This window comes from Cupriavidus sp. JZ107, from assembly GCF_053903255.1.
This window is the reverse complement of record NZ_CP096480.1, coordinates 1782212-1804789: the sequence shown is the minus strand read 5'-3', so window position 1 is coordinate 1804789 and position 22578 is coordinate 1782212. Positions and strand designations below refer to the sequence as shown.

Genomic DNA, 22578 nt, shown 5'->3' with positions numbered 1-22578 from the left:
CTGACGCGGTTTGCGGCCCCTGCTGCGCATGCGCCGCCGCCAATGGCAGGGTTCTTGCAGCTTGCCTGCAGGCATCGTGACGTATGGAGGACACCATGGCACAGCAACCGCAGGGTGGACAGCGCGGACAAGCCGGGCAAGGCGGCGACGCAAGACAGCAGAACGCCGCCGCGGACCCGGCGCAGCGTCCCGATCCCGAGGGCGCCAATACCGATGAAACCGTACAGGCAGAGGAGCGCGCCGCCGGAGGAGTCTCCGGCAGCGGCAATACGCTGGGCGACGGCATGACCGCCGGTGGCGCCGAGAACGTCGAGCAGCGCAAGGTCTTCAAGCAGGAGGACCAGCAGGATGACCAGGGCCAGCAGGGCAACAAGCAGCAGGGCCCGGTGAAGATCGCTGTCGCGGGAGACGAACACGGGGACGAGGACGCGACCAGCCAGTAGGACGCGATCGCATCGATCCCATCGACAGGGGCCACCACGTCCCGCGTCGGACGTCAGGCACCCACAGCAGAGGAGCATCCGATGAAAACCACCTGGGTCCTGGTGGCCGACGAGGCCATCGCCCGTATTCTCGAAGGGCACAAGCCCGGCCAGGAACTGGCCTGCATCGATGAACTGACCGACGCCGGCGCGCATGCGGATGCCGCCGACCTGCGTCGCGACGCGTACGGACGCCGCGCGGGCGCGGGAGCGGGTCCCGGCGCGGGGCCAGCGGTGGGCGGTGGCACCGGCCGCCAGCGCGCGCCGTCGAGCGTCACGTCGTCGGCCGGCGAGGACGAACTGCATCTCGAGGCCGAGGGCTTTGCCCGGCGCGTTGCCGAGCATCTGGCCGATGCACTGCAGAAGCAGCGCTATGACGAGTTGCGCATCGCCGCGGCGCCGCGCTTCCTCGGCCTGCTGCGCAAGCACCTGCCCGCGCAGGTCGCCAACGTGGTGACCGAGGAAGTCGACAAGGACCTGGTGCATCTGCCCGAGCGCGAACTGACCGAACGGCTGTTTGCCGCCAGGTTTGCCGGCGATCGGTCCGGCGGCCAGGCCGCGGGCTGAGCGCGAGGCCGCCATGCCGCGCCGCGCGGTGGGCGCGGTCCGTAATCTCTACGGACTGCTGAAGGACACGGTCAGCGCCTGGATCGACGACTACGCGCCCAGCATGGGCGCGGCGATCGCCTACTACACGGTGTTTTCGGTGGCGCCGCTGCTGCTGATCGTCATTTCGGTGGCGGGCGTGGTGTTCGGCGCCGAGGCGGCGCGCGGGGCCATCGTCACCGAGCTGCAGGGCTTTATCGGCACCGAGGGCGCGAAGGCGATCGAGGACATGCTGGCGGCGGTCAGCGAGCCGGCGACCAGCACGCTGACGACGCTGGCCGGCCTTGTCACGCTGCTGATCGGCGCGACCACGGTATTCGCGGAACTGCAGAGCGCGCTCGACCGCATCTGGCGCGTGCCGGAACGGCAGAAGAGCTCCGGGCTATGGGGACTGCTGCGCGCGCGCGTGCTGTCATTCGGCATGATCCTCGGCATCGGCTTCCTGCTGATCGTCTCGCTGCTGGCCAGCGCCGCGCTGGCGGCACTGTCGCGCGGTTGGGCGCCGCTCTTCGGAGAGGAAGAAGCGGTGGCCCATATCGTCGATTTCGTCTTCAGCCTGGCCGTGATCACCACGGGGTTCGCGATGATCTACAAGATCATGCCGCGCGCCCGCGTGCGCTGGCCCGACGTCTGGCTCGGCGCGCTGGTGACCGCACTGCTGTTCACGTTCGGCAAGTTCCTGATCGGCCTGTATATCGGCAAGACCGGCGTGGCGTCCGGCTACGGCGCCGCGGGCTCGCTGGTGGTGCTGCTGGTCTGGGTCTACTACTCCGCGCAGATCTTCCTGCTCGGGGCGGAATTCACCTGGCTCTACGCGCACCGCTACGGCTCGCTGCGCGGGCAGCAGCCGGCCGAACGGACGGTGGCTGTCAAACCTGGCCGCTACGTCGAGCCGCAGGAGCTCAGGGGCCCGCCCGAAGGGCAGGGGCGGCACCAGGGGCCGTGAGTCCCATGTCGCCGAAGCACGCCAGGCAGTGCCACACCTTCTTCAGATCCTGAGAGTCGTGCCTGCCGCCGCGGGCCGCCTCGCCGATCAGCGCGGGCGTCAGCCAGCCGCCGCGTGCCAGCGCGCAGCCCAGTTCGACGTAGCGCGGGCCGCGATAGCCGGGGTGGCGGCGCAGTTCGTCGACCGACAGCCGGAAGCCCGCATGCCATTCCAGCGCGCAAGGCAGCGCGCGGGCCATCGCCTCGATTTCGGTGCCGCGATAGCAGGGATCGAGCACCAGCGCCTCGACATCGCGCGCCAGATCGACCGGTCCGTGCACCTGCGCCTCGATATAGTCATCGAGCGGGTCGGGCTGCGGCGTGGCTGCCAGCGCCATCAGGCCCATGCGCTCGGACACACCGAACGCGGTGGGCTCGTAGACGCTGTCGGGATAGCAGAAGGTGGTGCGGCCCAGCACCGCGCCGGTCAGCCGCAGATGCGCCGAGCCGAAGCGCGGCGAGCCGCCGGTGGCTCGGCGGCGGAAATCGAGCGCGCCGTACTTCGGGCGCTCGGCCGGCGCGGCGTCATCGTAGGCGCCGCCGAACAGCCGGCTCTCCCACTGCCAGCGGTCGCCGCCGGGGTGCGCGGTCAGTCCGCCATTGCTGGTGCCGGTCTCGAACTGCGAGCGATAGACCCCGTCGTTGGCAAGCGCCTGCAGGAACGGCACGCCGCGGTGCAGGCGGTCGGGATGGAAATTGAGCGTGACGCGCAGCGTCGGGTCGATCGGCTCGCCGAGGCTGCGTGCGGCGACATGGGCGAGGGCGCGCGCCTGCGGAGAATCCGGGGGCGGCACCCATGCATTGCGGGCATCGATGGCGTGGACGGGCATGACGGTCGCTCGGCGTTCGGCTGGCTTGCGGCTTGATCTTGCGCTCACCGCGTCGGCGCTCACTGCGCGCCTTGCATTCTAACGTCGCCGATGCCGATGCCGATGCCGATGCCTGTCCTTCGTCCCATCAAGCCTGCATGCCGTCCAGTACCTTGTCCAGCGTCAGCGGATAGCTGCGCAACCGGATGCCGGTGGCGTTGAACACGGCGTTGGCCAACGACGCCCCGGCGCCGCAGATGCCGAGCTCGCCGACGCCCTTGGCGCCGAGCGGATTGGCCTTGTCGTCGTATTCGTCGAGAAACACCGCGTCGATCGCCGGGATGTCCGCGTGCGCGGGCACGTGGTAGCCGGCCAGGTCGCGGTTGACGAAGGCGCCGTAGCGCGGGTCCACCGTGGTCTCTTCCATCAGCGCCGCGCCGACGCCCCAGATCATGCCGCCGATCATCTGCGAGCGCGCCGTCTTCGGGTTCAGGATGCGGCCGGCCGCGAACACGCCCAGCATGCGCCGCAGCCGGATTTCGCCGGTATCGATGTCGACGCCGACCTCCGCGAAATGCGCGCCGTAGGCGTGCTGCGAATAAGTCTGGTATTCCGGACCGCGCTGCACCTCGCCGGTGACGCTGAGCCCGTCGGGCATCGCACGGGCGAGCAGCGCGCCCACCGGCTCCGATCTGCCACCGGCATGCAGGCGGCCGTCCGCCAGGCGAGCCTGCGCCGGGTCGGTGCCGAACAGCGGCGAGGCGCGGTCCGCCGCGGCGACCTCCGCAAGCCGGCGGCACAGCGCGGCGCAGGTATTGAACACGGCCGAGCCGGTGCTGGCCGCACCCCAGGAGCCGCCGGAGCCAGGTGTCGGCGGAAAGTCGCTGTCGCCCATCTCGACCAGCACCGCCTGCAGCGGCAGGCCCAGTGATTGGGCCGCGATCTGCGTCAGGATCGTATAGGTGCCGGTGCCGATATCGGTCATCGATAGCCGCACGCGGGCAATGGCATCGCGATACAGCGTGACCTCGGCGCTGGACGCCTGCAGGTAGTTGGGCCGGATCGCCGCCGACATGCCGTAGCCGATCAGCCAGCGTCCGTCGCGCATATTGCCCGGTGTCGTGGGCCGGCGCGACCAGCCGAATCGTTCGGCGCCCTCGCGCATGCAGGCGACCAGTCCGCGCGTGGAGAAGGGGACGTTGCGCTCGGGATCGACGCGCGGCTCGTTGCGGATGCGCAGTTCGATCGGGTCCATTCGCAGCGCATGCGCCAGCTCGTCGACCGCGCACTCCAGCGCCAGCGCGCCCGGGGCCTCGCCCGGCGCGCGCATGATGTCCGACGGCGGCAGGTCCAGCCGCACCAGCCGATGGCTGGTGCGCCGGTTCGGCGCCGCATACAGCGAGCGCGTGAAGGCCGCGGTCTGCTCGGCGAATTCGTCGTACATCGCGGTCTGCTCGATGACGTCGTGCGCCAGCGCGGTCATGCGGCCATCGCGGCCGGCGGCCAGGCGGATGCGCTGGCGTGTTTCCGTGCGATGGTTGGTGTTGGCGAACATCTGCTGCCGCGTCAGCGTGACCTTGACCGGCCGCCCTGTCATGCGCGCGCCGATCGCCGCCAGGATCGCGTCGGCATGGGTCGGCACCTTGGAGCCGAAGCCACCGCCGACATGCTTGCAGACCACGCGCACATTCTCGGCCGGCAGATTCAGCGTGCGCGACACCGCGATCTGGCAGGTGTCGACCATCTGCGTCGAGGTATGGATCAGCAGCCGGTCTCCCGACCACTGCGCGACAGTGCCGTGCGGCTCCATCGGGTTCACGTGTTCGTACGGGGTCGTATAAGTGGCGTCGATTCGCACCGGCCCGGCGGCGAACGCGGCATCGAAGTCGCCGACCGCGGTGTCGTGCGGCATGCCGGCATTGATGCCGTCCGGCACGTAGGCGTTGCGCAGCTCGGCGGTCATGTCGAATTTCGCGCCCCATTCGGGCGTGTACCGCACCCGCACGCGCGCCGCGGCATCGCGCGCGGCCTCGAACGAGTCGGCGATCACCAACGCCACCGGCTGGCCGTAGTGGCGCACCTGGTCGCTGTCCAGCATCGGCTTGGGCCGCTCGAAGCGCCGCGCGACCTTGGGCGGCCCATAGGGCGACTGCGCCGGCGCGTTGCGATGCGTGACGATCAGGATCACGCCGGGCATCTGCGCGGCGTCCTCGGTATCGATGGCGGCGATGCGGCCGCGCGCGATCGCGCTTTCGACGAGGTAGCCGTAGGCGAGCGGGCCGTTGGGCACGTGATCGCAGGCGTAGACGGCGCGGCCCGTGACCTTGAGGCGTCCCTCGACCCGGTCGACCGGCGTGCCGATCCATTGTTGACCGGCGTTTTGATCTCTCCGCTGGCGCTGCTGAAGTTCATCCATGGTGGGCTCCGTCGCGTTGCGATGCCTGCGTCAGGCTGGCCTGCAATACCCGCCTGGCCAGCGGAATCTTGAAGTCGTTGCCGCCGAAGCCGCGCGCGCCGGCCAGCGCCGTATCGGCGGCCCGGGCGAACAGCTGCGCGGACGGCGCCTTGCCGGTCAGCATGGCCTCGGCCTCCGGCACGCGCCAGGGACGATGCGCGATGCCGCCGAAGGCCGCGCGCACGTTCTGCAGACGGCCGCCTTCGACCTGCGCGATCAGCGCCACCGACACCAGCGCGAAAGCGAACGAGGCGCGGTCGCGCACCTTGCGGTACGACTGCACGCCGGGCGGGGGCGGCGGCAGCACGACCGCGCCGATCAGCTCGCCGGGCGCTAGATCGGTTTCCAGATGCGGTGTCTGTCCCGGCGCGCGATAAAGCTGGTGGATCGGGATCACGCGCATGCGCCCATCGGGCTGCACGGTCTCGATGCGCGCGTCGAGCGCGCTCAGCGCGACCGCCATGTCGGACGGATGCACGGCGATGCAGGCCTCGCTGTGGCCGACCACCGCGTGCATGCGGTTGCTGCCGCGCAGCGCCGCGCATCCCGAACCCGGCTGCCGTTTGTTGCACGGCATCGCCGTGTCGTAGAAGTAGGGGCAACGCGTGCGCTGCAGCAGGTTGCCGGCGGTGGTGGCCTTGTTGCGGATCTGCGCGGAGGCGCCCGACAGCAGCGCGCGCGTCAGCAGCGGATAGCGTTCGCGTACCAGCGGATGGGCCGCCAGATCGCTGTTGCGCACGGTTGCGCCGATGCGCAGCGTGCCGTCGGCGCCGGCCTCGATGCCCTGCAGCGGCAGCGCATTGACGTCGACCAGCCGGGCCGGGCGCTCGATCTGCAGCTTCATCAGGTCCAGCAGATTGGTGCCGCCGGCGATGAAGCGCGCGTCGGGCTGTGCCGCCGCCGCGATCGCTTCCCTGAGCGCGGTCGGGCGCTCGTAGCTGAATGGCCTCATCGCTGGCTCCCGGCCGCGCTGCGGATCGCGGCGACGATATTCGGATAGGCGCTGCAGCGGCACAGGTTGCCGCTCATGCGCTCGCGCACCTCGGCCTCGCTCAGGTCCTGCAGCGACACCGTGCGGGCACCGCTCAGATCGGCGCTGGCATGGCTCGGCACGCCGTCGGCGACCTCGCGCAGCATGCCGACCGCGGAGCAGATCTGCCCGGGCGTGCAGAAGCCGCACTGGAAGCCGTCGTGCGCGATGAAGGCGGCCTGCACCGGATGCAGTTGCCCGTTGCGCTCGAGCCCTTCGATCGTGGTGATCTCGTCCTGCTGGTGCATCACCGCCAGCGTCAGGCACGCGTTGATGCGGCGGCCGTTCAGCAGCACCGTGCAGGCGCCGCATTGCCCGTGGTCGCAGCCCTTCTTGGTGCCGGTCAGATGCAGCGTCTCGCGCAGCGCGTCGAGCAGCGAGGTGCGGACATCGAGCGCGAGCCGATGGCGTTTGCCGTTGACCGTCAGTGTGACGGGCTCGTTCGGGGTGCCGCCGGCGGCCGGCATCGGCTCGCTGGCGGCGGCGGCCGCCGTTTGCGCGCCGGCCGGAGCGCAGGGCAGTACCGTGACGCCGCCGGCGGCCACCGTGGTGCCGAGAAACGCGCGCCGGCTGAGCCGCGGCGTGCCTGTATCGTCGTTGCGATCTCTCATGTGGGGGCTCCCGAGTCGAGGTGACGGGCGCGGTGCTGGCGTCGATGGATCGGGTGGAACCGGCGCGGCAGCAGCGCGTTCGGGCGCAGTTTGCGCAATCGGCTGATCGCCTGGTAGCCTCGGCGCGGTTGAAACCTCTTCAACCGAATGACACGGAACGAGGCAGGGCCTGGGGTTGGCGGCGATGGCGTCAGCGCATCGTCACGACGCTGTCAGCGTGGTGACAGTTTTGGGTCAGCGGCCTGTCAGCGCATTGCCGCGATACTGCAAGCCAGGGTGACGCCGGGCGCGACGCCGGGCGCTATGAAGCCCCGCGCGACGGGCGGCACGCTCCCCCACTTTGAACCGCATCGACAGGATGGCGCGATGGACCGCTTGCGGGCGCTGACGGTATTCGTGCGTGTGGCCCAGGCTCGCAGCTTCAGCCAGGGCGCGCGCGAGCTTGGCATGACGCCGCAGGCGGCGAGCAAGCAGGTGATGCTGCTGGAACGGATGCTCGGCGTGCGGCTGCTGCACCGTACCACGCAGAAGGTCGGGCTGACCCGCGAAGGCGAGTTGCTGCTGGCGCAGTGCCAGCGCCCCGTCGAATCGCTCGAGGTGGCGCTGCGCCATATCGATGGCGACCGCGAGCAGGTGGCGGGCGTCGTCCGCGTCGCGGCGCCGTATTCGCTGGCGCATCGCTATGTCGCGCCGGCGATCGGCGAATTCGTGCAGACGTATCCCGACGTCGCGGTCGAGCTGATGGTCGGCGATCACCTGACCGATGTGATCGAGCAGGGCATCGATATCGGCCTGCGTACCGGCACGCTGCCCGACAGTTCGCTGGTCGCGCGGCGCATCGCGCCGCTGCAGCTGATCGTCTGCGCGGCGCCGGCCTATCTGGAGCGGCACGGCGTGCCGAAAAGCATCGCCGAGCTGGAGCGGCATCGCTGCACCAGCTTCCTGCATCCGCGCACGGGCAAGGTGTTTCCGTGGGAGTTCCTGGTCGACGGCGAGATCGAAGCGCGCATCTTCGCGCCGTTCGTCGCGACCAACGATGTCGATGCCGAGGTCGAGGCGGTGGCCAGCGGCGCCGCGATCGGGCAGTTCTTCCAGTATGCGGTGGCGCAGCATCTGCGCGCCGGGCGGCTGGTGCCGGTCCTGCCGCAGCATGTGACCGAGCGCTACGGCGTGTTCCTGTACATGCCGGCACGGGCGCATGTGCCCCGGCGCAATCGCCTGCTGGCGGATTTTCTGGTGCAGACGCTGGCAGCGCATCCGGACTTCGCGCGGCTGTCGCTGGGGACGGTCGTGCCGGTCAGGCGGCGGGCGTGACTGATCGGTTTGCGGGCGTGGTTTGCCCTCTCCCCCGACCCCTCTCCCGCAAGCGGGAGAGGGGAGCCGAACGTCGGTCTATCCGTGCGGTCGGCTCCTTTTCACCTCTGTCCCGCTTGCTGGACAGAGGAGCAGAGCAGCGGTTTGCCAGTGTCGTCGCGCGCCGCTTTTCTCCCCTCTCCCGCTAGCGGGAGAGGGGCTGGGGGAGAGGGGGGCAGCGGCGCTCGACGTGCGACAGCGCCTCACCGTGCCATCACGACGCCGGGCACGGCAATGCCGCCGCGATCTGCGGGCGGGCCTGCGCGACGCCAGGCGAATCGTCCGCGCTGACCGTGTTGTCGGTGAACCTGCAGCCGTAATCCGGCCTCGCCACCGTGGCCGCGTCGAGCACGTCGTCGCCCGCGGGTCTCGGGCCGCCCTGTTCCCACTGCACCATTGCCTCGAACGCCGCCTTCTGCTCGGCCACGGTGAAATCGCAATGGCTGACGCCACGGATCGCGCGCTGCACCAGCCACTGCGCGGTGCCCTGCGCATCGGCCCGCCGCTTGTAGATCTGCTGCATGCTGAACGGCACGTACATGTCCCCCAGCGTATGCAGCGTGACCACCGGCACGTTGATGCGCGCATTGGTCTTCGGAATCCAGCGCAGGCCGTCGCGCCGCAGGCGGTTGGCCTCGGGATCGGCCCTGGCCCGCAGGATGGTGTCGTTCAGCGTGGTTTCCTCGGCGGACAGCGCCGGATCGCTGTCCAGCTGATACACGATGCCGGTGGTCGACACGCCGTTGCGGTTCAGGATGCCGTTGATGGTGCCGTCGCCGCCGAACGTGCCCCACACCGTGTTCTGCACCGGGCCGGCAAAGCCTTGATCGAACATGGGCCGGGCGCCGCCGGTCAGGTTCTGCACGATCGCCTTGACCTTGTCGCCCTGCGCGGTGGTCGCGCTCGGGAAGGTCGTGAACAGCGCGTCGCGCACCGCCGGCCCGATCTCGGCCCAGTTGGTCACCGGCCATGCCGTGGCCGGACGGCCGGCATACTGCTGCGCTGCCAGCTGATAGGCCGCGAAGTAGTCGAACAGTTCGGTGTCGCCCATCACGCCGCACATCGGCACCGCGCCGTGATAGCGGACCTTGTTGTTGGCGGTGTCCAGCGTTTCCTGGTCCACCGCAGCGGCCGCGATATGGCCGCCCATCGAGTGGCCGACGATGTAGATGCGGCTGGGCGGCGCGAGCGGGCGCCGGTTCTGCGCGGCGATCTGCACGAAGGCCAGCGCCAGCGCATTGGTGTCCTCGACGCCGGCGCGCACGTCGTAGTAGTTCTTGCTGTAGCTGGACGCTGCCCACGCGTAGCCGGCCTCGATCAGATGGCGGCGGATGCTGGGCGTGGTGACGCCCAATGCCGCGCCGGTGCCGGCATAGCCGTGCGCGTACATCACCAGCTTGCCGTTCCACTGCTTCGGAACCTCGATGCGATAGCCGGAGCCCTTCAGCGTGCCGGTCCAGCGATCCGTCTCCGGGGCGTTGGGCAGTGCCTCGAAGGCGAGGGCGGCTTCGTTGACGGTGAAGGTGCGGCTGTCCTGGGCGCGGGTCTCTTCCGGCTGGCGCGGGGGATCGTCGTCGTCCCCGCCGCAGCCGGCGAGCGGCAATGCGGCGGCCAACGCCAGCGCCAGGGCGGCGCGCGTGGTGAGCTGCATGGTTTGTCTCCTCGTTATCTCGTTTTCGACTTCGGGAGGCCTTCGCCTTCATGCCGCACTGCCACATCGCTTCGTCACGAAAACGAACGACCGTGCACGAAGTCTAAAGATGAGGAGACAAAAAGTAAAAGAAAAGCCGCCCGGTGTTTCGCGCTGCGAAATAAACGCCGGGCGCTTCGTCGTTCCCGCGAAGGCGTGGACCCGGCGACTAGTTGGAGGCCCAGTCGCTGAAGCCACTGGGTCCCCGCCTGCGCGGGGACGACGGGGAGGGATGCAGTGTTCAGCCGCGCTTCGGAATCTCCAGGCCGCGGATCACCGCCGGCCGCGCGACAAAGGCGTCGAGCACGCGTTGCACCTGCCGGAAATCGTCGAAGCCGACGAGCTCGCGGGCCTCGTAGAAGCCGATCAGGTTGCGGATCCACGGGAAGGTTGCGACATCGGCGATGGTGTACTGGTCCCCCATGATCCAGTCGCGGCCCGCCAGATGGTTGTCGAGCACGCCGAGCAGGCGCCGCGACTCGGCGACGTAGCGGTCGCGCGGGCGCTTGTCCTCGTATTCCCGGCCGGCGAACTTGTGGAAGAAGCCGAGCTGGCCAAACATCGGGCCGACGCCGCCCATCTGGAACATCACCCACTGAATGGTCTGATAGCGCGCGGCCGGATCCGCGGGCAGCAGCTTGCCGGTCTTCTCGGCCAGGTACAGCAGGATCGCGCCGGATTCGAACAGCGCCAGCGGCTTGCCGCCCGGGCCGTCCGGATCGAGGATGGCCGGAATCTTGTTGTTCGGATTCAGCGACAGGAATTCCGGCGACAGTTGATCGTCGGTGTCGAACCGCACCAGGTGCGGCTCATAGGGGAGCCCGATTTCCTCCAGCATGATCGACGCCTTGACGCCGTTGGGCGTCGGCAGCGAATAGAGCTGAAGCCGGTCGGGATGTTGGGCGGGCCATTTGCGGGTGATCGGGTAAGCGGAAAGATCGGGCATGGTTCCTTGGGTTGGGCTTGAGCTTGGGCTTGGGCTTGGGCTTGAGCTTGGGCTTGGGCTTGAGCTTGGGCTTGGGCTTGGGCTTGGGCTTGGGCTTGGGCTTGGGCTTGAGCTTGGGCTTGGGCTTGGGCTTGGGCTTGCTCTGGACGGACGCTCGCCGCCACGGCGGGCAGAGGCGATCATAAGCGCATTGCCGATGACGCGCCGGGCGGCGCGCGGCCGGAGCCACTGGCCGTTTTGGTACGATGCACGCTTCCCGAATCCGCAGTACTCCGTGTGAAGCGTCTCTTCCTACTCAGCGCCGGCCATGCCGGCGAGCGCGCGCCATGATGCGCGACCGACTGCGCAGCACCCTCGCCGACTGGCGTGCGCGGCTGCGCCGGCCCACCGGCCGCCAGATCGCCTGGGGCGCGGCCGCGGTGCCCGTCCTGTTTCTCGCCTATACGCTGGTGCTGGTGCCGTTCACGCCCGGCATCAGCGATATCCGCAAGGCCAAATCCGAACGGCCGGCCCAGGTGCTGTCGGCCGACGGCAAGCTGCTGGCCGAGTTCAAGCGCGCCAACCGCGACTGGGTGCCGCTGGACAAGATCTCGCCGAACGTGGTGGCCGCATTGATCTCGACCGAGGACCACCGCTTCTACCAGCATTTCGGCCTGGACTGGCGGCGCACCGCGGCGGCGGCCTGGTACACGCTGTCCGGCGACCGGCAGGGCGGCTCGACGCTGACCCAGCAGCTGGCGCGCAACCTGTATCCGGAGGAAATCGGCCGCGCGGCCAGCGTGACGCGCAAGATCAAGGAAGCGATCACCGCGCTGAAGATCGAGGCGCTGTATTCGAAGGACGAGATTCTCGAGACCTATCTGAATACGGTGCCGTTCCTGTACAACGCGACCGGCATCGAGATGGCGGCACGCACCTATTTCGACAAGCCGGCCGACCGGCTCGACGTGCTCGAGAGCGCCACGCTGGTCGGCATGCTCAAGGGCACCAGCTACTACAACCCGGTGCTCAATCCCGAGCGCGCGGTGGAGCGCCGCAATACGGTGCTGGCGCAGATGGTCAAGCGCGGCAAGCTCAAGAGCGCGCAATTCGAGGCGCTGAAGAAGCGCCCGCTGCGGATCGACTTCGAACGCCAGACGCCGGAGGAGGGACCAGCCCCGCATTTCGCGCAGCAGCTGCGCAAATGGCTGATCGACTGGGCCGACCGCAACGACTACAACATCTACACCGACGGACTGGTGGTCCATACGACCATCGATTCGCGGCTGCAGGCGATGGCCAACCAGGCGGTCGCGCGCCAGGGGGCGCGGCTGCAGGGCATCGCCGATGCCGCGTGGTCCCCGCGCGGCGGCTGGAGCGCGAATCGCGCGCTGGTCGAGGCCTTCATGCGCGAGACCGCCCAGTACCGGGCAGCGCGCGAGGCGGGCCTCAGCGATGCCGACACGCTGGCGCAGCTGCGCAAGGACGGTGACGCGATGCGGAAGCTGCACGAGCAGAAGACCCGCATCCAGGCCGGCTTCTTGGCGCTGGATCCGCGCAGCGGCGAGATCCGCGCGTGGGTCGGCAGCCGCGACTTCGCCGACGACGCCTTCGATCACGTACAACAGGCAAGGCGCCAGCCCGGCTCGACCTTCAAGCCCTTCGTCTATGGCGCGGCCTTTGCGCAGGGCATTGGCCCCGACACGACGTTGCGCGACGAGGCGGTCGAGATCCGGCTGGCCGGTGGCGAGGTCTGGCGCCCGACCGACGGCGGCCCGCCGAGCGGGCGCGACCTGACGCTGCGCGACGGCCTGGTCTATTCGAAGAACACCATCACCGCGCAACTGATGCAGCAGGTGGGCCCCGCGCGCGTGGCCAACTTGGCGCGGGCCATGGGCGTGCGGCAGAGCCGGCTCGATACGGTGCCCTCGCTGGCACTGGGCACCAGTCCCGTGACGCTGAAGGAAATGGTCGCGGCATACGGCACCATCGCCAACGGCGGCGCCTATCTGCAGCCGACCATGGTGACCCGCATCGAGGACCGCGACGGCCGGGTGCTGGAGTCCTTCCGCCCGGCGTCGCCGGAGCGCGTGTTGCCGCCCGCGGTCGCCTACACGCTGCTCGATGTGATGCGCGACGTGGTCGACCGCGGCACCGGCGCCAGCATCCGCAGCCGCTATGGCATCCGTGCCGACGTCGCTGGCAAGACCGGCACCACGCAGGACAACGCCGATGGCTGGTTCATCCTGATGCATCCGCAACTGGTGGCCGGCGCCTGGGTCGGCTTCAACGACGCGCGCGTGACGCTGCGCAGCGACTATTGGGGCCAGGGCGCGCACAGCGCGCTGCCGATCGTCGGCGACGTAGTCCGCCGCGCGTTGCAGACGCGGACCATCGATCAGCGCGTGCGCTTCGAGAACCAGCAGCAACCCGGCATGCTGGACCCGTGGCTGAAGTCGGTGGAGGGCTGGTGGGCGCGCACCTTCGGCCCGGCGTCCGAGCCGGAGGCCACGGCCGAGGTGCACGTCGCGCCCGCGCCGGCAGAGCGGCGGCCGGCGCCGGTGGACGACGGCATGGCCTCCGAGCCGGAAGTCCTCGACGAGCCCGAGCCGCTGCCGATGCCGACCGATCCGCAGGCATCGGCGCCGTTCGGGGAACCGGTGCCCGGGTCCGGCCAGCCGGCATCGGCTGGGGCAGCGCCTGGGGCGATCAATGGAACAAACGGTGCGGCTGGCGCGGCCGGCACGAACGCGGGGCCGAATCCGGAGGGCTACCCGGGCACCTATCCGGGAGCGGCTGTCGGTACCGGCACCGGCGCTGGCACCGGCACCGGCAACCCCGCGCCGCCCGCGGTGCAGGGCAATGGAGCCGCGCAAGGCGCGGCCAACGGAGCGGCCGGGGCACGGCCATCGTCAACGTCGCCCACGCCGTCTGTTGCGCCGTCGCCGCACGCGGCACCGCCCGCCGTGCCGTCGGCACCGCCATCCACGCCGGCCGCATCGCCGGCACCGGTTCCAACACCGGCCCCGGCGCCGCCGGCCACCAACGGCACGGCGAGCCCCAATGCCCCCGGCTGACCGCAGTAGTCGCCGCAGTGCCCCATGCGCTATGCTTGCGCGATTTGGTGAGGATAGGCGCGCACAATGGGCATCCTGAGCTTGAGCAATCTGGTGGCGGAGTTCCTGCTCGCGTTCTCCGCGCTGCTCAGTATCATCAACCCGTTCGGCATGGCCTTCGTGCTGTTCGACCGGACGCGCTTCCTGACCGTCGAGGAGCGCCGCAAGCTGAGCCGCCAGGTCGCGATCAATTCGCTGATCGTGCTGCTGGTGACGTTCTTCCTCGGCACCGCGATCCTTGGCTTCTTCGGCATCTCGCTGCAGGCGCTGCGCCTGGCCGGCGGCTTCGTGGTGGCGTTCAGCGGCTGGACCATGCTGAACGCGCCGACGCAGCCCGCCGAGAAGCGCATCGAATCGGTATCGACCGGCGATGTCACGCAGATGGCGTTTTTCCCGCTGACGATCCCGCTGACCACCGGACCCGGGTCGATCGCCACCGCGATCGCGCTGAACGCCAGCCGCAGCCGCGAATGGCGCGATGCGATCGAGTCGGCGGTGGTGTCCGTGACGGTCAGCGTGGCGGTCGCGATCGTCGTCTATGTCGTCTACAGCCGCGCCGAGCTGCTGGCCCGCGTGCTGGGGCCGGAAGGCACCAATGTCGTCACGCGGCTGTCGGCCTTCCTGCTGCTGTGCATCGGTGTGCAGATCATGATGACCGGCATCAGCGAATACCTGACGTCGTTGCCGGGCCTGGGCTGATCCGCACGGCGGCCCGCAGGTTCGATCGCACCGCCGGCAAGCCGGCCGCCGGCTAGTCCAGGCGGAACTGCCCCACCGCGCCGGTCAGCCTCGCCAGTTGCTGCTGCTGGCGCGCGACCTCTTCGGCGGTCTGGTCGACATGGTCGGCGTTCTGGCGCGCCGCCGCGTCGATGCCGGCGATATTCCCATCCACCTGATCGATGCCGGCGCGCTGTCCCCCGGTGGCGAGCGCCATCTGGTCGACGATGGCGGCGAGCCGCGCGACGCTGGCCTCGAGCTCGCCCATCGTGCTGCCGGCGGTGCCGACCAGCTCGGAGCCCGCGCGTGCGCGATCGACCGATTCGCCGATCAGCGCGCGGATCTCCTTGGCCGCCGCTGCGCTGCGCTGGGCCAGCGTGCGCACCTCGCCCGCCACCACGGCAAAGCCGCGGCCCTGCTCGCCCGCGCGCGCGGCCTCGACCGATGCGTTCAGCGCCAGGATATTGGTCTGGAACGCGATGCCGTCGATCACGCCGATGATGTTGGCAATCCGTTCGCTGGCCGCGTGGATCTCGCCCATCGTGCGGATGACCGAGCCGATCACCTCGCCGCCCTGCGCCGCCACCGCGCGCGACGTGCCCGCCAGCGTATGCGCCGCCTGCGCGTGGTCGGCGTTCTCGTGGGCGCTGCGGCGCAGCTCGCTCATCGCCGTGACGATTTCCTCCAGCGCGTGCTGCTGGCCGTGGGTCCGTTCGGCCAGCACCGTATTGCGCTGCAGGATGTCGCCTGACGCGGCCGCCGCCTCGGCGGCGCTGTCGCGGACCTGCAGCAGCGTGCCGCGCACCGCGTCCAGCGTGGCCTGGAACGAGCGCGCCAGCGCGCTGACGGGCTGCGGCTCGCCTGCGCGCGCCGGCGTCAGCGTCAGGTAGCCGGGATCGCGGCCGATGCGCGCGGCCAGCGCCGCCAGTTCGCCGGCGGAGCGGGCGTCGGCCTCCATGCGATAGGCCAGCACCACCAGCACCGCGGTCTGTACGACGACGAAGGCAGCATGCAGCAGCACGATGCCCAGGCCCGGTTCCGTGAAGCAGATCACGCCCCAGCCCCAGGTCTGGAAGTAATTGAAGCTCAGGTGGTGCACCGCGATCAGCGCCGCGGCCAGCAGGATCGGGCGGAAGTCACGATAGGCGAGCAGCACGGACAGCAGCACGAACACCGCGAAGTGGTACTCGGCCTGTCCGCGCGCCTGGTGGATCAGCAGCCCGACCATCGCCATCGAGATCGCCGCGGTAGCGAGCCGGGTGCCCAGCCGGCCCGGCAGCGCTGCCGCCCACAGGCTGGCCGCCACAGACAGCGGCAGGCCGACCGCGAGACTCGGACCGATGGTGCCGTAGCGCCAGCCGGCCAGCAGCGAGGCGGCCCACAGCAGCCAGATCGTTCCGACCAGCAGGCGGTCGGCGCGCCGGTGAACGGCGGCCAGCAGCGTGCCGGCGGCCTGCGTCTCGGGCATGCGTGGATCCGGTCGCGCTGCGGTGCGATCCGCTTCGGCGCGCAAAGCCAGTGTGCTGCTACCCATTCGATCCCCCCTGTCGTTGCAATCAGTTCGCATTCGTTGTGGATGTTGTTATCGCGGCTGCACGACGGCATGCCGCCGCACCGACGATATCGGCAGATTCGGGGTGGACCTGAGGCCGGATGCAGTCATGGTTTACCCGCAGGAAAGACGGGGTTTGCCGGTAAGGATTGCCAGCCCGGTTGTAAGGAGGCATCGGCAAGGCTAGCGGTCCGGCTCGTTGGAAGGGAAGCGCAGCCAGCCTGGCAGCGCAGGGAACGGATATGGCGGTGGCGGCATGAAAGTTGCGGCCGCACGGCCAGGTGCCGCGCGACAAGGCGTGGCGTTCGCCAACCTTTGCCAGACAGGAGAAAGCCCATGGCCACACCCGAGCAACTCCCGCCGCAGCATCAGGACCGGCAGCCCGGCCTGGAGAGCGAAATGCACCCGAAGCCCGACAGCGGCGCCGACGACTATGTCGGCAGCGGCCAGCTGACCGGCAAGGTCGCGCTGATCAGCGGGGGCGACAGCGGCATCGGCCGCGCCGTCGCGGTGGCGTTCGCCCGCGAGGGCGCCGATGTCGCGGTGGCCTATCTGAACGAGCACGAGGATGCCCGGGAGACCGCGCGGCTGGTCGAGGAAGCGGGCCGCCGTTGCCTGCTGATGGACGGCGACCTGGGCGACAGCGCGCATGCCGCGCAGGTCGTCGAGCGGACCGTCAAGGAGCTCGGCAAGCTCGACATCCTCGTCAACAACGCGGCCGAGCAGCATCCGAAGCAGCAGCCCGAGCAGATCGACGAGGGCCAGGTCGAGGCGACCTTCCGCACCAACGTCTTCGCGATGTTCCACCTGACCCGCGCCGCGCTGCCGCACCTGCAGCCGGGCTCGGCCATCGTCAATACCACGTCGGTCACCGCCTATCGCGGCAGCGCGCACCTGCTCGACTACTCGTCGACCAAGGGCGCGATCGTCTCGTTCACGCGGTCGCTGGCGCTGCAGGTGGTCAAGCGCGGCATCCGCGTCAATGGCGTGGCGCCGGGGCCGATCTGGACCCCGCTGATTCCGTCGACCTTCTCGCCGGAGCAGGTCGAGAAGTTCGGCAAGGAGACGCCGATGGGCCGCCCCGGCCAGCCGTTCGAGGTGGCCGCCGGCTTCGTCTTCCTGGCCTCGCGCGCGGCCAGCTACATCACCGGGCAGGTGCTGCATATCAACGGCGGCGAGGTGATCAACGGCTAGCGCAAAGGCAAGTTTCGTTGTGGCAAGGGACCGATGGGCCGGACCGGCGCCGGCCCATCGGGGTGGCGCTCGCGCTTGACGTTCAGGGCTCGGCGTCTAACCTGAAGGCTTGCTGGGGTAAGCTGCGCATTCGTGCAGTGGCCGCTATCGCGGTTGCCCGGTCCAGCCCTTGCCACCATGCCCCACAGCTATCTCGGTACGCGCCACTACTTCGCCACGCAGCGCCGCACGCTGGTGGCGCTGCTGTTCGGCGCGATCCTGTTCCCCGCGGCGGTGCTGGCGACCTGGGCGTGGCTGTCGCTGCGCGCCGACGTGGCCGAGGCCGAGCAGCGCTCGGCGCGGCTGGCGCGGGTGATCCAGGAGCACGCCAGCAAGGTCTTCGAAGCCAATCACCAGATCAACAGCCGCATTCGCGATGCCACCGCGGGCTGGAGCAACGCGCAACTTCGCCAGCACGAGGACGACATCCACACCCGTCTTGCCGATATCGTTGGCGGCCTGCCGCAGGCGTCGTCGCTGGCGGTCTACGACGAGCACGGCATGCTGCTGGCGAGCAGCCGCTTCTATCCGGTGCCGCGCGTATCGATCAGCGAGCGCGAGGATTTCCGTGCGATCGTCGGCGGGCTGCGTCCGTTCGACGTGACCGGTGTCGTCATCGACAAGGTGGTACCCGAGCGGGTCATCAACGTCAGCATGCCGCGCGTCGGCCCCGCAGCGGAAGTCGCCGGGCTGGTGTCGGTGGCCCTGCGCCCGTCGTACTTCGCCGACTTCTATCGGGACGTGCTGAGCCAGGAGACCGGCGCCGAGGCCGCGCTGGTGCGCAGCGACGGCGTGGTCCTCGCGGCGTATCCGGACAGCGTGCCCGAGCAGGCGCCCGATGCGGTGCGCGAATCGCTGCAACGGATATCGGAAGGGTCCGGCGACAGCGTCTCCAGGATGACGGGCCTGGGCGGCGACGACAGTATCGTCGCCAACTGGTCGATCGGCAGCGGACTGCTGCACGCGGTGGTTGGCATTCCGATGCGGGTGATTCACGCCCAGTGGCGGCACCGGCTGTATATCGGCGCGACCGTCGCCGCGATTCCCGCCTTCGCGCTGTGGGCGCTGGCCTGGATGAGCCTGCGCCGGCTCAAGCGCGAAGAGCAGTCGTATCTGCGCTGGCAGGAGGAGGTCACGCGGCGCCAGGAGGTCGAGGAACGCTATCGGCAGTCGCGCAAGCTCGAGGCGGTGGGGCATCTGATCACCTCGGTCGCGCACGACTTCCGCAACGTGCTGTCGGTGATCTCGTTCAATACCGATCTGATGATCACGCGTCCCGACGTTGCCCGCGAGAAGGCGCTGGCCGGCATCAAGCGCAGCGTGGCGAGCGGCGTCGCGCTGAGCAACCAGCTGATCGGCATGGCCCGCAAGCGCCAGCACCGCAAGGAGGTGCTGTTGCTGGCGCAGGAGGCGGAGGGGTGGACGCCGCTGATCCGCTCCGCGCTCGGTCCGCGCGTGCAGTTGCGCTACGAGATCGATCCGGCCTGCTGGCCGGTCTGCGCCGACAAGAACGAACTCGAGCTGGCGATGATGAACCTTGCATCGAATGCGCGCGACGCGATGCCCGGCGGCGGCCAGTTCGTCGTGGCGGCATCGAACGTGACGCTGGACGGCAGCCGTCCCGGCGGCATGCGCGGCAACTATGTTTGCCTGTCGGCGCGCGACAACGGCAAGGGCATGCCCCCCGAGGTGGTCGAGCGCGTGTTCGAGCCGCTGTTCACCACCAAGACCGCGGGGCTGGGCAGCGGCCTCGGCCTGGCGCAGGTACACGACTTCTGCCGCGAAGTCGATGGCGTGGCGGTGATCGAATCCGAAGTCGCCAAGGGCACCACGGTGCGGCTCTATCTGCCGGCTTGGGAACATGGCGACAGCCATGCGCGGACCCGTTGGGGCGCCGGCGCCAGCGCGGTGCTGATCGTGGCCGATCAGCCGCGCAGTGTGCAGAGCGCCGTCGAATCGTTGCAGGCGACCGGCCACCGGGTCACGCTGGTGCGCGACGAGGCCGAGGCGATGGCGGCGACCGACCGCTACGGCTTCGATCTGGTGATCGCCGATGCGCGCCTTGGTCCCGCCCTTGGCGGACTGGCGCTGCGCGATCGCCTGACTCGCAGCTTTCCGTTCCTGCCAGTGATCCTGATGACCGACGACGCCGACATGATCGCGCTGGCGTCGGTGTCCGGGCTGCCGTTCCTGCTCAAGCCATGGAACGCGCAGACGCTGGTCAAGGCCGGCATCCTGGCGCCGACCCGGGCGGTGGACGGACAGTCGAGCCCGTCGCGGCTGTAGCGCTCGGCCGCGCCCGCCCGCTGCCGATCAACCGGTACGGCGCAGCAGCGCGACCGGCAGCGGATCGAGCACGTCGGCGACGCGCAGCCGGCCATTGGGCGCGGACAGCGTGCGGCCGGTCAGCGCATCGGTCCAGCGGCTCGCGCCGGGCTCGCCGACGCACAGCAGCGTGTCGCCCCATGCCGCCTGCGCAATCGCCGGCCGGTCCTGCACCAGCCGTGCCGCGAGCCGCGCGGTGATCGCGATCACGCGATCGTCGCCGTGGCGCCGCTCGAACGCCAGCAGATGCGACGCCGCCGGTCCTTCGCCATGCAGCTGCCGATAGCCGCCGTCGCGGAACAGCGCCGGCTGTTGCTGCCGCGCGGCCAACAGTGCGCGCACCAGCTGTACCTTGATGCGGCCGTCGCGCCATTGCTCGAGCCAGCTCTGCCAGCCCGCGGTGCAGGCGAGCGCCGCCCGCAGCGCGTCGTAGTCGACCGGGCGGCGATTGTCGGGATCGACGAGGCTGAAGTCCCAGCCCTCCGTGCCCTGATAGCGGTCGGGGACGCCGGGCGCCGTCAGCTGCAGCAGCGTCTGCGCCAGGCTGTTCAGCGCGCCGGCCGGGGCGATGCGCTGCGCGAAACGCGCCACGTTGCCGAGCAGATCGCTGTGCGCCATCGCCTGCAACAGTCCCGCATAGGCCTGCTCGTAGGCTTCGTCGGGCCGCGTCCAGTGGCCGTGCCGCTTCGCTTCGCGCACTGCCTTGATCTGCCACGCGCCGACGCGCTCTAGCAGCGCCTGCACGGCCGGGTCGCCGGCATCGCGGTCGGCGGGCAGTTCGGGTGGCCACATGCCCACCAGCGTCTGGTACAGCATCAGCCGGTCGGCGCCATCGGGACCGGCGCGCTCGGCGGAACCGGCCAGCCGCAACGCCCGTGCCTCCCACTCGGCGACGGCCGCCTGCCATTCCGGCGCGAGCTCGCTGAGCACCGCCAGCCGCATCCGCATGTCTTCGCCGCGCTTGTGATCGTGGGTCGCGGTCGCCAGCATCGCGTGCGGCCAGACCTGCGCGCGCACCGTCATGCGGGCATGGAAGCGATCCGGCGGCATCGCCAGCGTGGCGGGGTGGCTGCCGACCTCGTTGCGCGACAGCAGCCGGCCGTAGCGGTAGAACATCGTGTCTTCGGCAGCCTTGGCAGCCAGCGGCGGCATCAGCTGCTGCACGCGGGCGCGCGCTTCGCGCAGCCCGGCGCTGGCGTGCGGACCCGCGCACAGCCAGGCCAGCAGCCGATCGACGGTCGCGGTGTCGTCCGGACGGACCGCGCGGCGGGCCAGTTCGGCGGCGGTCTCCAGCCGCAGCCGATCCTCGCGCGACCACGCGTGTTCGCCCAGATAGGTGCGGTAGACCTCCAGCGGTTCGAGCAGCGCGGCCAGCGCGCGGCGCCAGCTCGCCAGCGTCAGGTCGCGCGTGGCGGGCTCGGCGCGGGCGCACGCGTGCAGACGACGGCAGGCACCTTCGAATTCGGTGACGAGGAAGCGCGACAGCAGATGGCGGCGCGCCTCGCGCACCTGATCGCCGTATTCCCGGCTGTCGCAGCCGACCTGCTGCCACAGCGTGGTCAGTGCCGTTTCACCGGCGCCGTCGTGCAGCACCGCGCCGACCTCGTCCATGAAGTCGTAGCCGGTGGTACCGTCGATCTGCCATTCGGTGCGCAGCGTCTCGTGCTCGGCCAGGATCTTCTCGATCACGATCCAGGGCCGTGCGCCGCGCGCCGCCATCGCGGCATTCAGGTGCCCGCGCAGTTGCTGGCAATAGCCGCCGGGGTCGGCCAGGCCATCGACATGATCGACGCGCACGCCGTCGATCAGGCCATCGCGCGCGAGCCGCAGCACCAGCGCGTGCACGTCGTCGAACACCTGCGGCTGCTCGACCCGCACCGCGACGAGCTCGCTGACCTCGAAGAAGCGCCGCCAGTTCAGTTCGTCCGCGGCGGTGCGCCACCAGGTGAGCCGATAGTTCTGCTGCTCGAGCAGCGCGTGCAGCCGCTCGAGGCCGCCGGGCGTGGCCGTATCGAAGCGGCTGCCGTTGCCGCTGCTGCTGTCGCCGCTGGCGTCGAACGCGGCCATCGACTCGTCGGACAACGGTACCTCGTGCTCGCCGTACTGCAGCCAATGACGCTGCCCGTCGCTGCGGACGGCGATCTCGCCCGCCTGCAGCGTCTCCCAATACGGGCGCCCAAGGATCGGCAGCAATACCTTGCCGTGCAGTTCGGGGTCGGGCGAATGCCAGTCGATATCGAAGTGTCCGGCGTAGGGACTCTCCGCGCCGCGCGCCAGCACGTCGGCCCACCAGCGGTTGTGGGTCGAGCTGGCCGCCATATGGTTGGGCACGATATCGATGATCACGCCGAGCCCCGCTGCGCGCGCGCGTCCGGCGAGCGCCCGGAAGCCGGCGTCGCCGCCGAGCTCGGGGTTGATCCGCTGGAAGTCGGTGACGTCGTAGCCGTGCGTCGATCCCGGCTTGGCCGTGAAGATCGGCGACAGGTACAGATGGCTGACGCCGAGCGAGGCCAGATAGTCGACCTGGCGCTCGGCATCGGCGAAGGTGAAGCCGGCATGCAGCTGCAGCCTTGCGGTGGCGCGCGGCACGATGGTGTTGCCGCGGTCGGCAGCATGATCGACAGTGTGCGGGGCCGGGTGAGCAGCGCCGGGGTGTGACGCGTTGGCTGGGGCTGACGACATGGTGGCAA

General features: G+C 69.9%; 16 protein-coding genes. 8 read left to right on the top strand and 8 right to left on the bottom strand.

What is annotated here, in order from left to right; genetic code table 11:
- Window positions 1–95 precede the first annotated feature (95 nt).
- From M1D55_RS07700 to M1D55_RS07690, 3 genes are all read left to right on the top strand, one after another.
- Complete coding sequence (locus M1D55_RS07700) at window positions 96–443, top strand: hypothetical protein (RefSeq protein ID WP_157071991.1); 348 nt, start codon at window positions 96–98, stop codon at window positions 441–443.
- Between the two features lie 81 nt (window positions 444–524).
- Entirely contained in the window at window positions 525–1049 is a 525-nt protein-coding gene (locus tag M1D55_RS07695) for a host attachment protein (RefSeq protein WP_053824242.1), read from the top strand.
- A gap of 13 nt (window positions 1050–1062) precedes the next feature.
- Complete coding sequence (locus tag M1D55_RS07690; protein WP_082928571.1) at window positions 1063–2034, top strand: YihY/virulence factor BrkB family protein; 972 nt, start codon at window positions 1063–1065, stop codon at window positions 2032–2034.
- Here the strand turns inward: M1D55_RS07690 and M1D55_RS07685 are convergent.
- From M1D55_RS07685 to M1D55_RS07670, 4 genes are all read right to left on the bottom strand, one after another.
- The gene (locus M1D55_RS07685) at window positions 1991–2902 is read right to left on the bottom strand and encodes a DUF3626 domain-containing protein (RefSeq protein WP_023264898.1); all 912 of its coding nucleotides are present in this window, start codon (window positions 2900–2902) and stop codon (window positions 1991–1993) included. The genes M1D55_RS07690 and M1D55_RS07685 overlap by 44 nt on opposite strands.
- A 127-nt stretch (window positions 2903–3029) precedes the next feature.
- A complete protein-coding gene (locus tag M1D55_RS07680; RefSeq protein ID WP_456280570.1) occupies window positions 3030–5297 on the bottom strand; it encodes a molybdopterin cofactor-binding domain-containing protein in 2268 nt (755 codons plus the stop codon).
- Entirely contained in the window at window positions 5290–6288 is a 999-nt protein-coding gene (locus M1D55_RS07675; RefSeq protein ID WP_064576322.1) for an FAD binding domain-containing protein, read from the bottom strand. The genes M1D55_RS07680 and M1D55_RS07675 overlap by 8 nt, the downstream gene beginning before the upstream one ends.
- Window positions 6285–6977, bottom strand: a complete 693-nt coding sequence (locus M1D55_RS07670; RefSeq protein WP_064576323.1) for a 2Fe-2S iron-sulfur cluster-binding protein — start codon at window positions 6975–6977, stop codon at window positions 6285–6287. The genes M1D55_RS07675 and M1D55_RS07670 overlap by 4 nt, the downstream gene beginning before the upstream one ends.
- 366 nt (window positions 6978–7343) lie before the next feature.
- Between M1D55_RS07670 and M1D55_RS07665 the strand changes: the two genes are divergently transcribed.
- The gene (locus M1D55_RS07665) at window positions 7344–8291 is read left to right on the top strand and encodes a LysR family transcriptional regulator (RefSeq protein ID WP_456280569.1); all 948 of its coding nucleotides are present in this window, start codon (window positions 7344–7346) and stop codon (window positions 8289–8291) included.
- A gap of 253 nt (window positions 8292–8544) precedes the next feature.
- Here M1D55_RS07665 and M1D55_RS07660 read toward each other — a convergent pair whose 3' ends face one another.
- Window positions 8545–9981, bottom strand: a complete 1437-nt coding sequence (locus M1D55_RS07660) for an alpha/beta hydrolase family protein (RefSeq protein WP_064576325.1) — start codon at window positions 9979–9981, stop codon at window positions 8545–8547.
- A 280-nt stretch (window positions 9982–10261) separates the two neighbouring features.
- Window positions 10262–10966, bottom strand: coding sequence for a glutathione S-transferase N-terminal domain-containing protein (locus tag M1D55_RS07655; RefSeq protein WP_064576326.1), 705 nt, complete (start codon window positions 10964–10966; stop codon window positions 10262–10264).
- A gap of 326 nt (window positions 10967–11292) precedes the next feature.
- Between M1D55_RS07655 and M1D55_RS07650 the strand changes: the two genes are divergently transcribed.
- A complete protein-coding gene (locus tag M1D55_RS07650; RefSeq protein ID WP_456280568.1) occupies window positions 11293–14022 on the top strand; it encodes a penicillin-binding protein 1A in 2730 nt (909 codons plus the stop codon).
- 66 nt (window positions 14023–14088) lie between these two features.
- A complete protein-coding gene (locus M1D55_RS07645) occupies window positions 14089–14760 on the top strand; it encodes a MarC family protein (RefSeq protein WP_006578648.1) in 672 nt (223 codons plus the stop codon).
- Between the two features lie 52 nt (window positions 14761–14812).
- On the opposite strand, the gene M1D55_RS07640 is transcribed toward M1D55_RS07645, so the two are convergent.
- Window positions 14813–16246, bottom strand: coding sequence for a methyl-accepting chemotaxis protein (locus M1D55_RS07640; protein ID WP_456280567.1), 1434 nt, complete (start codon window positions 16244–16246; stop codon window positions 14813–14815).
- Window positions 16247–16666: 420 nt separating this feature from the next.
- Between M1D55_RS07640 and M1D55_RS07635 the strand changes: the two genes are divergently transcribed.
- Window positions 16667–17524 (top strand): SDR family oxidoreductase, encoded by an 858-nt coding sequence (locus M1D55_RS07635; protein ID WP_006579394.1) that lies wholly within the window; start codon window positions 16667–16669, stop codon window positions 17522–17524.
- A 177-nt stretch (window positions 17525–17701) separates the two neighbouring features.
- A complete protein-coding gene (locus M1D55_RS07630; protein ID WP_232204556.1) occupies window positions 17702–19849 on the top strand; it encodes an ATP-binding protein in 2148 nt (715 codons plus the stop codon).
- Window positions 19850–19876: 27 nt separating this feature from the next.
- Here M1D55_RS07630 and treY read toward each other — a convergent pair whose 3' ends face one another.
- A complete protein-coding gene (gene treY / locus M1D55_RS07625; protein ID WP_456281325.1) occupies window positions 19877–22480 on the bottom strand; it encodes a malto-oligosyltrehalose synthase in 2604 nt (867 codons plus the stop codon).
- Window positions 22481–22578 lie beyond the last annotated feature (98 nt).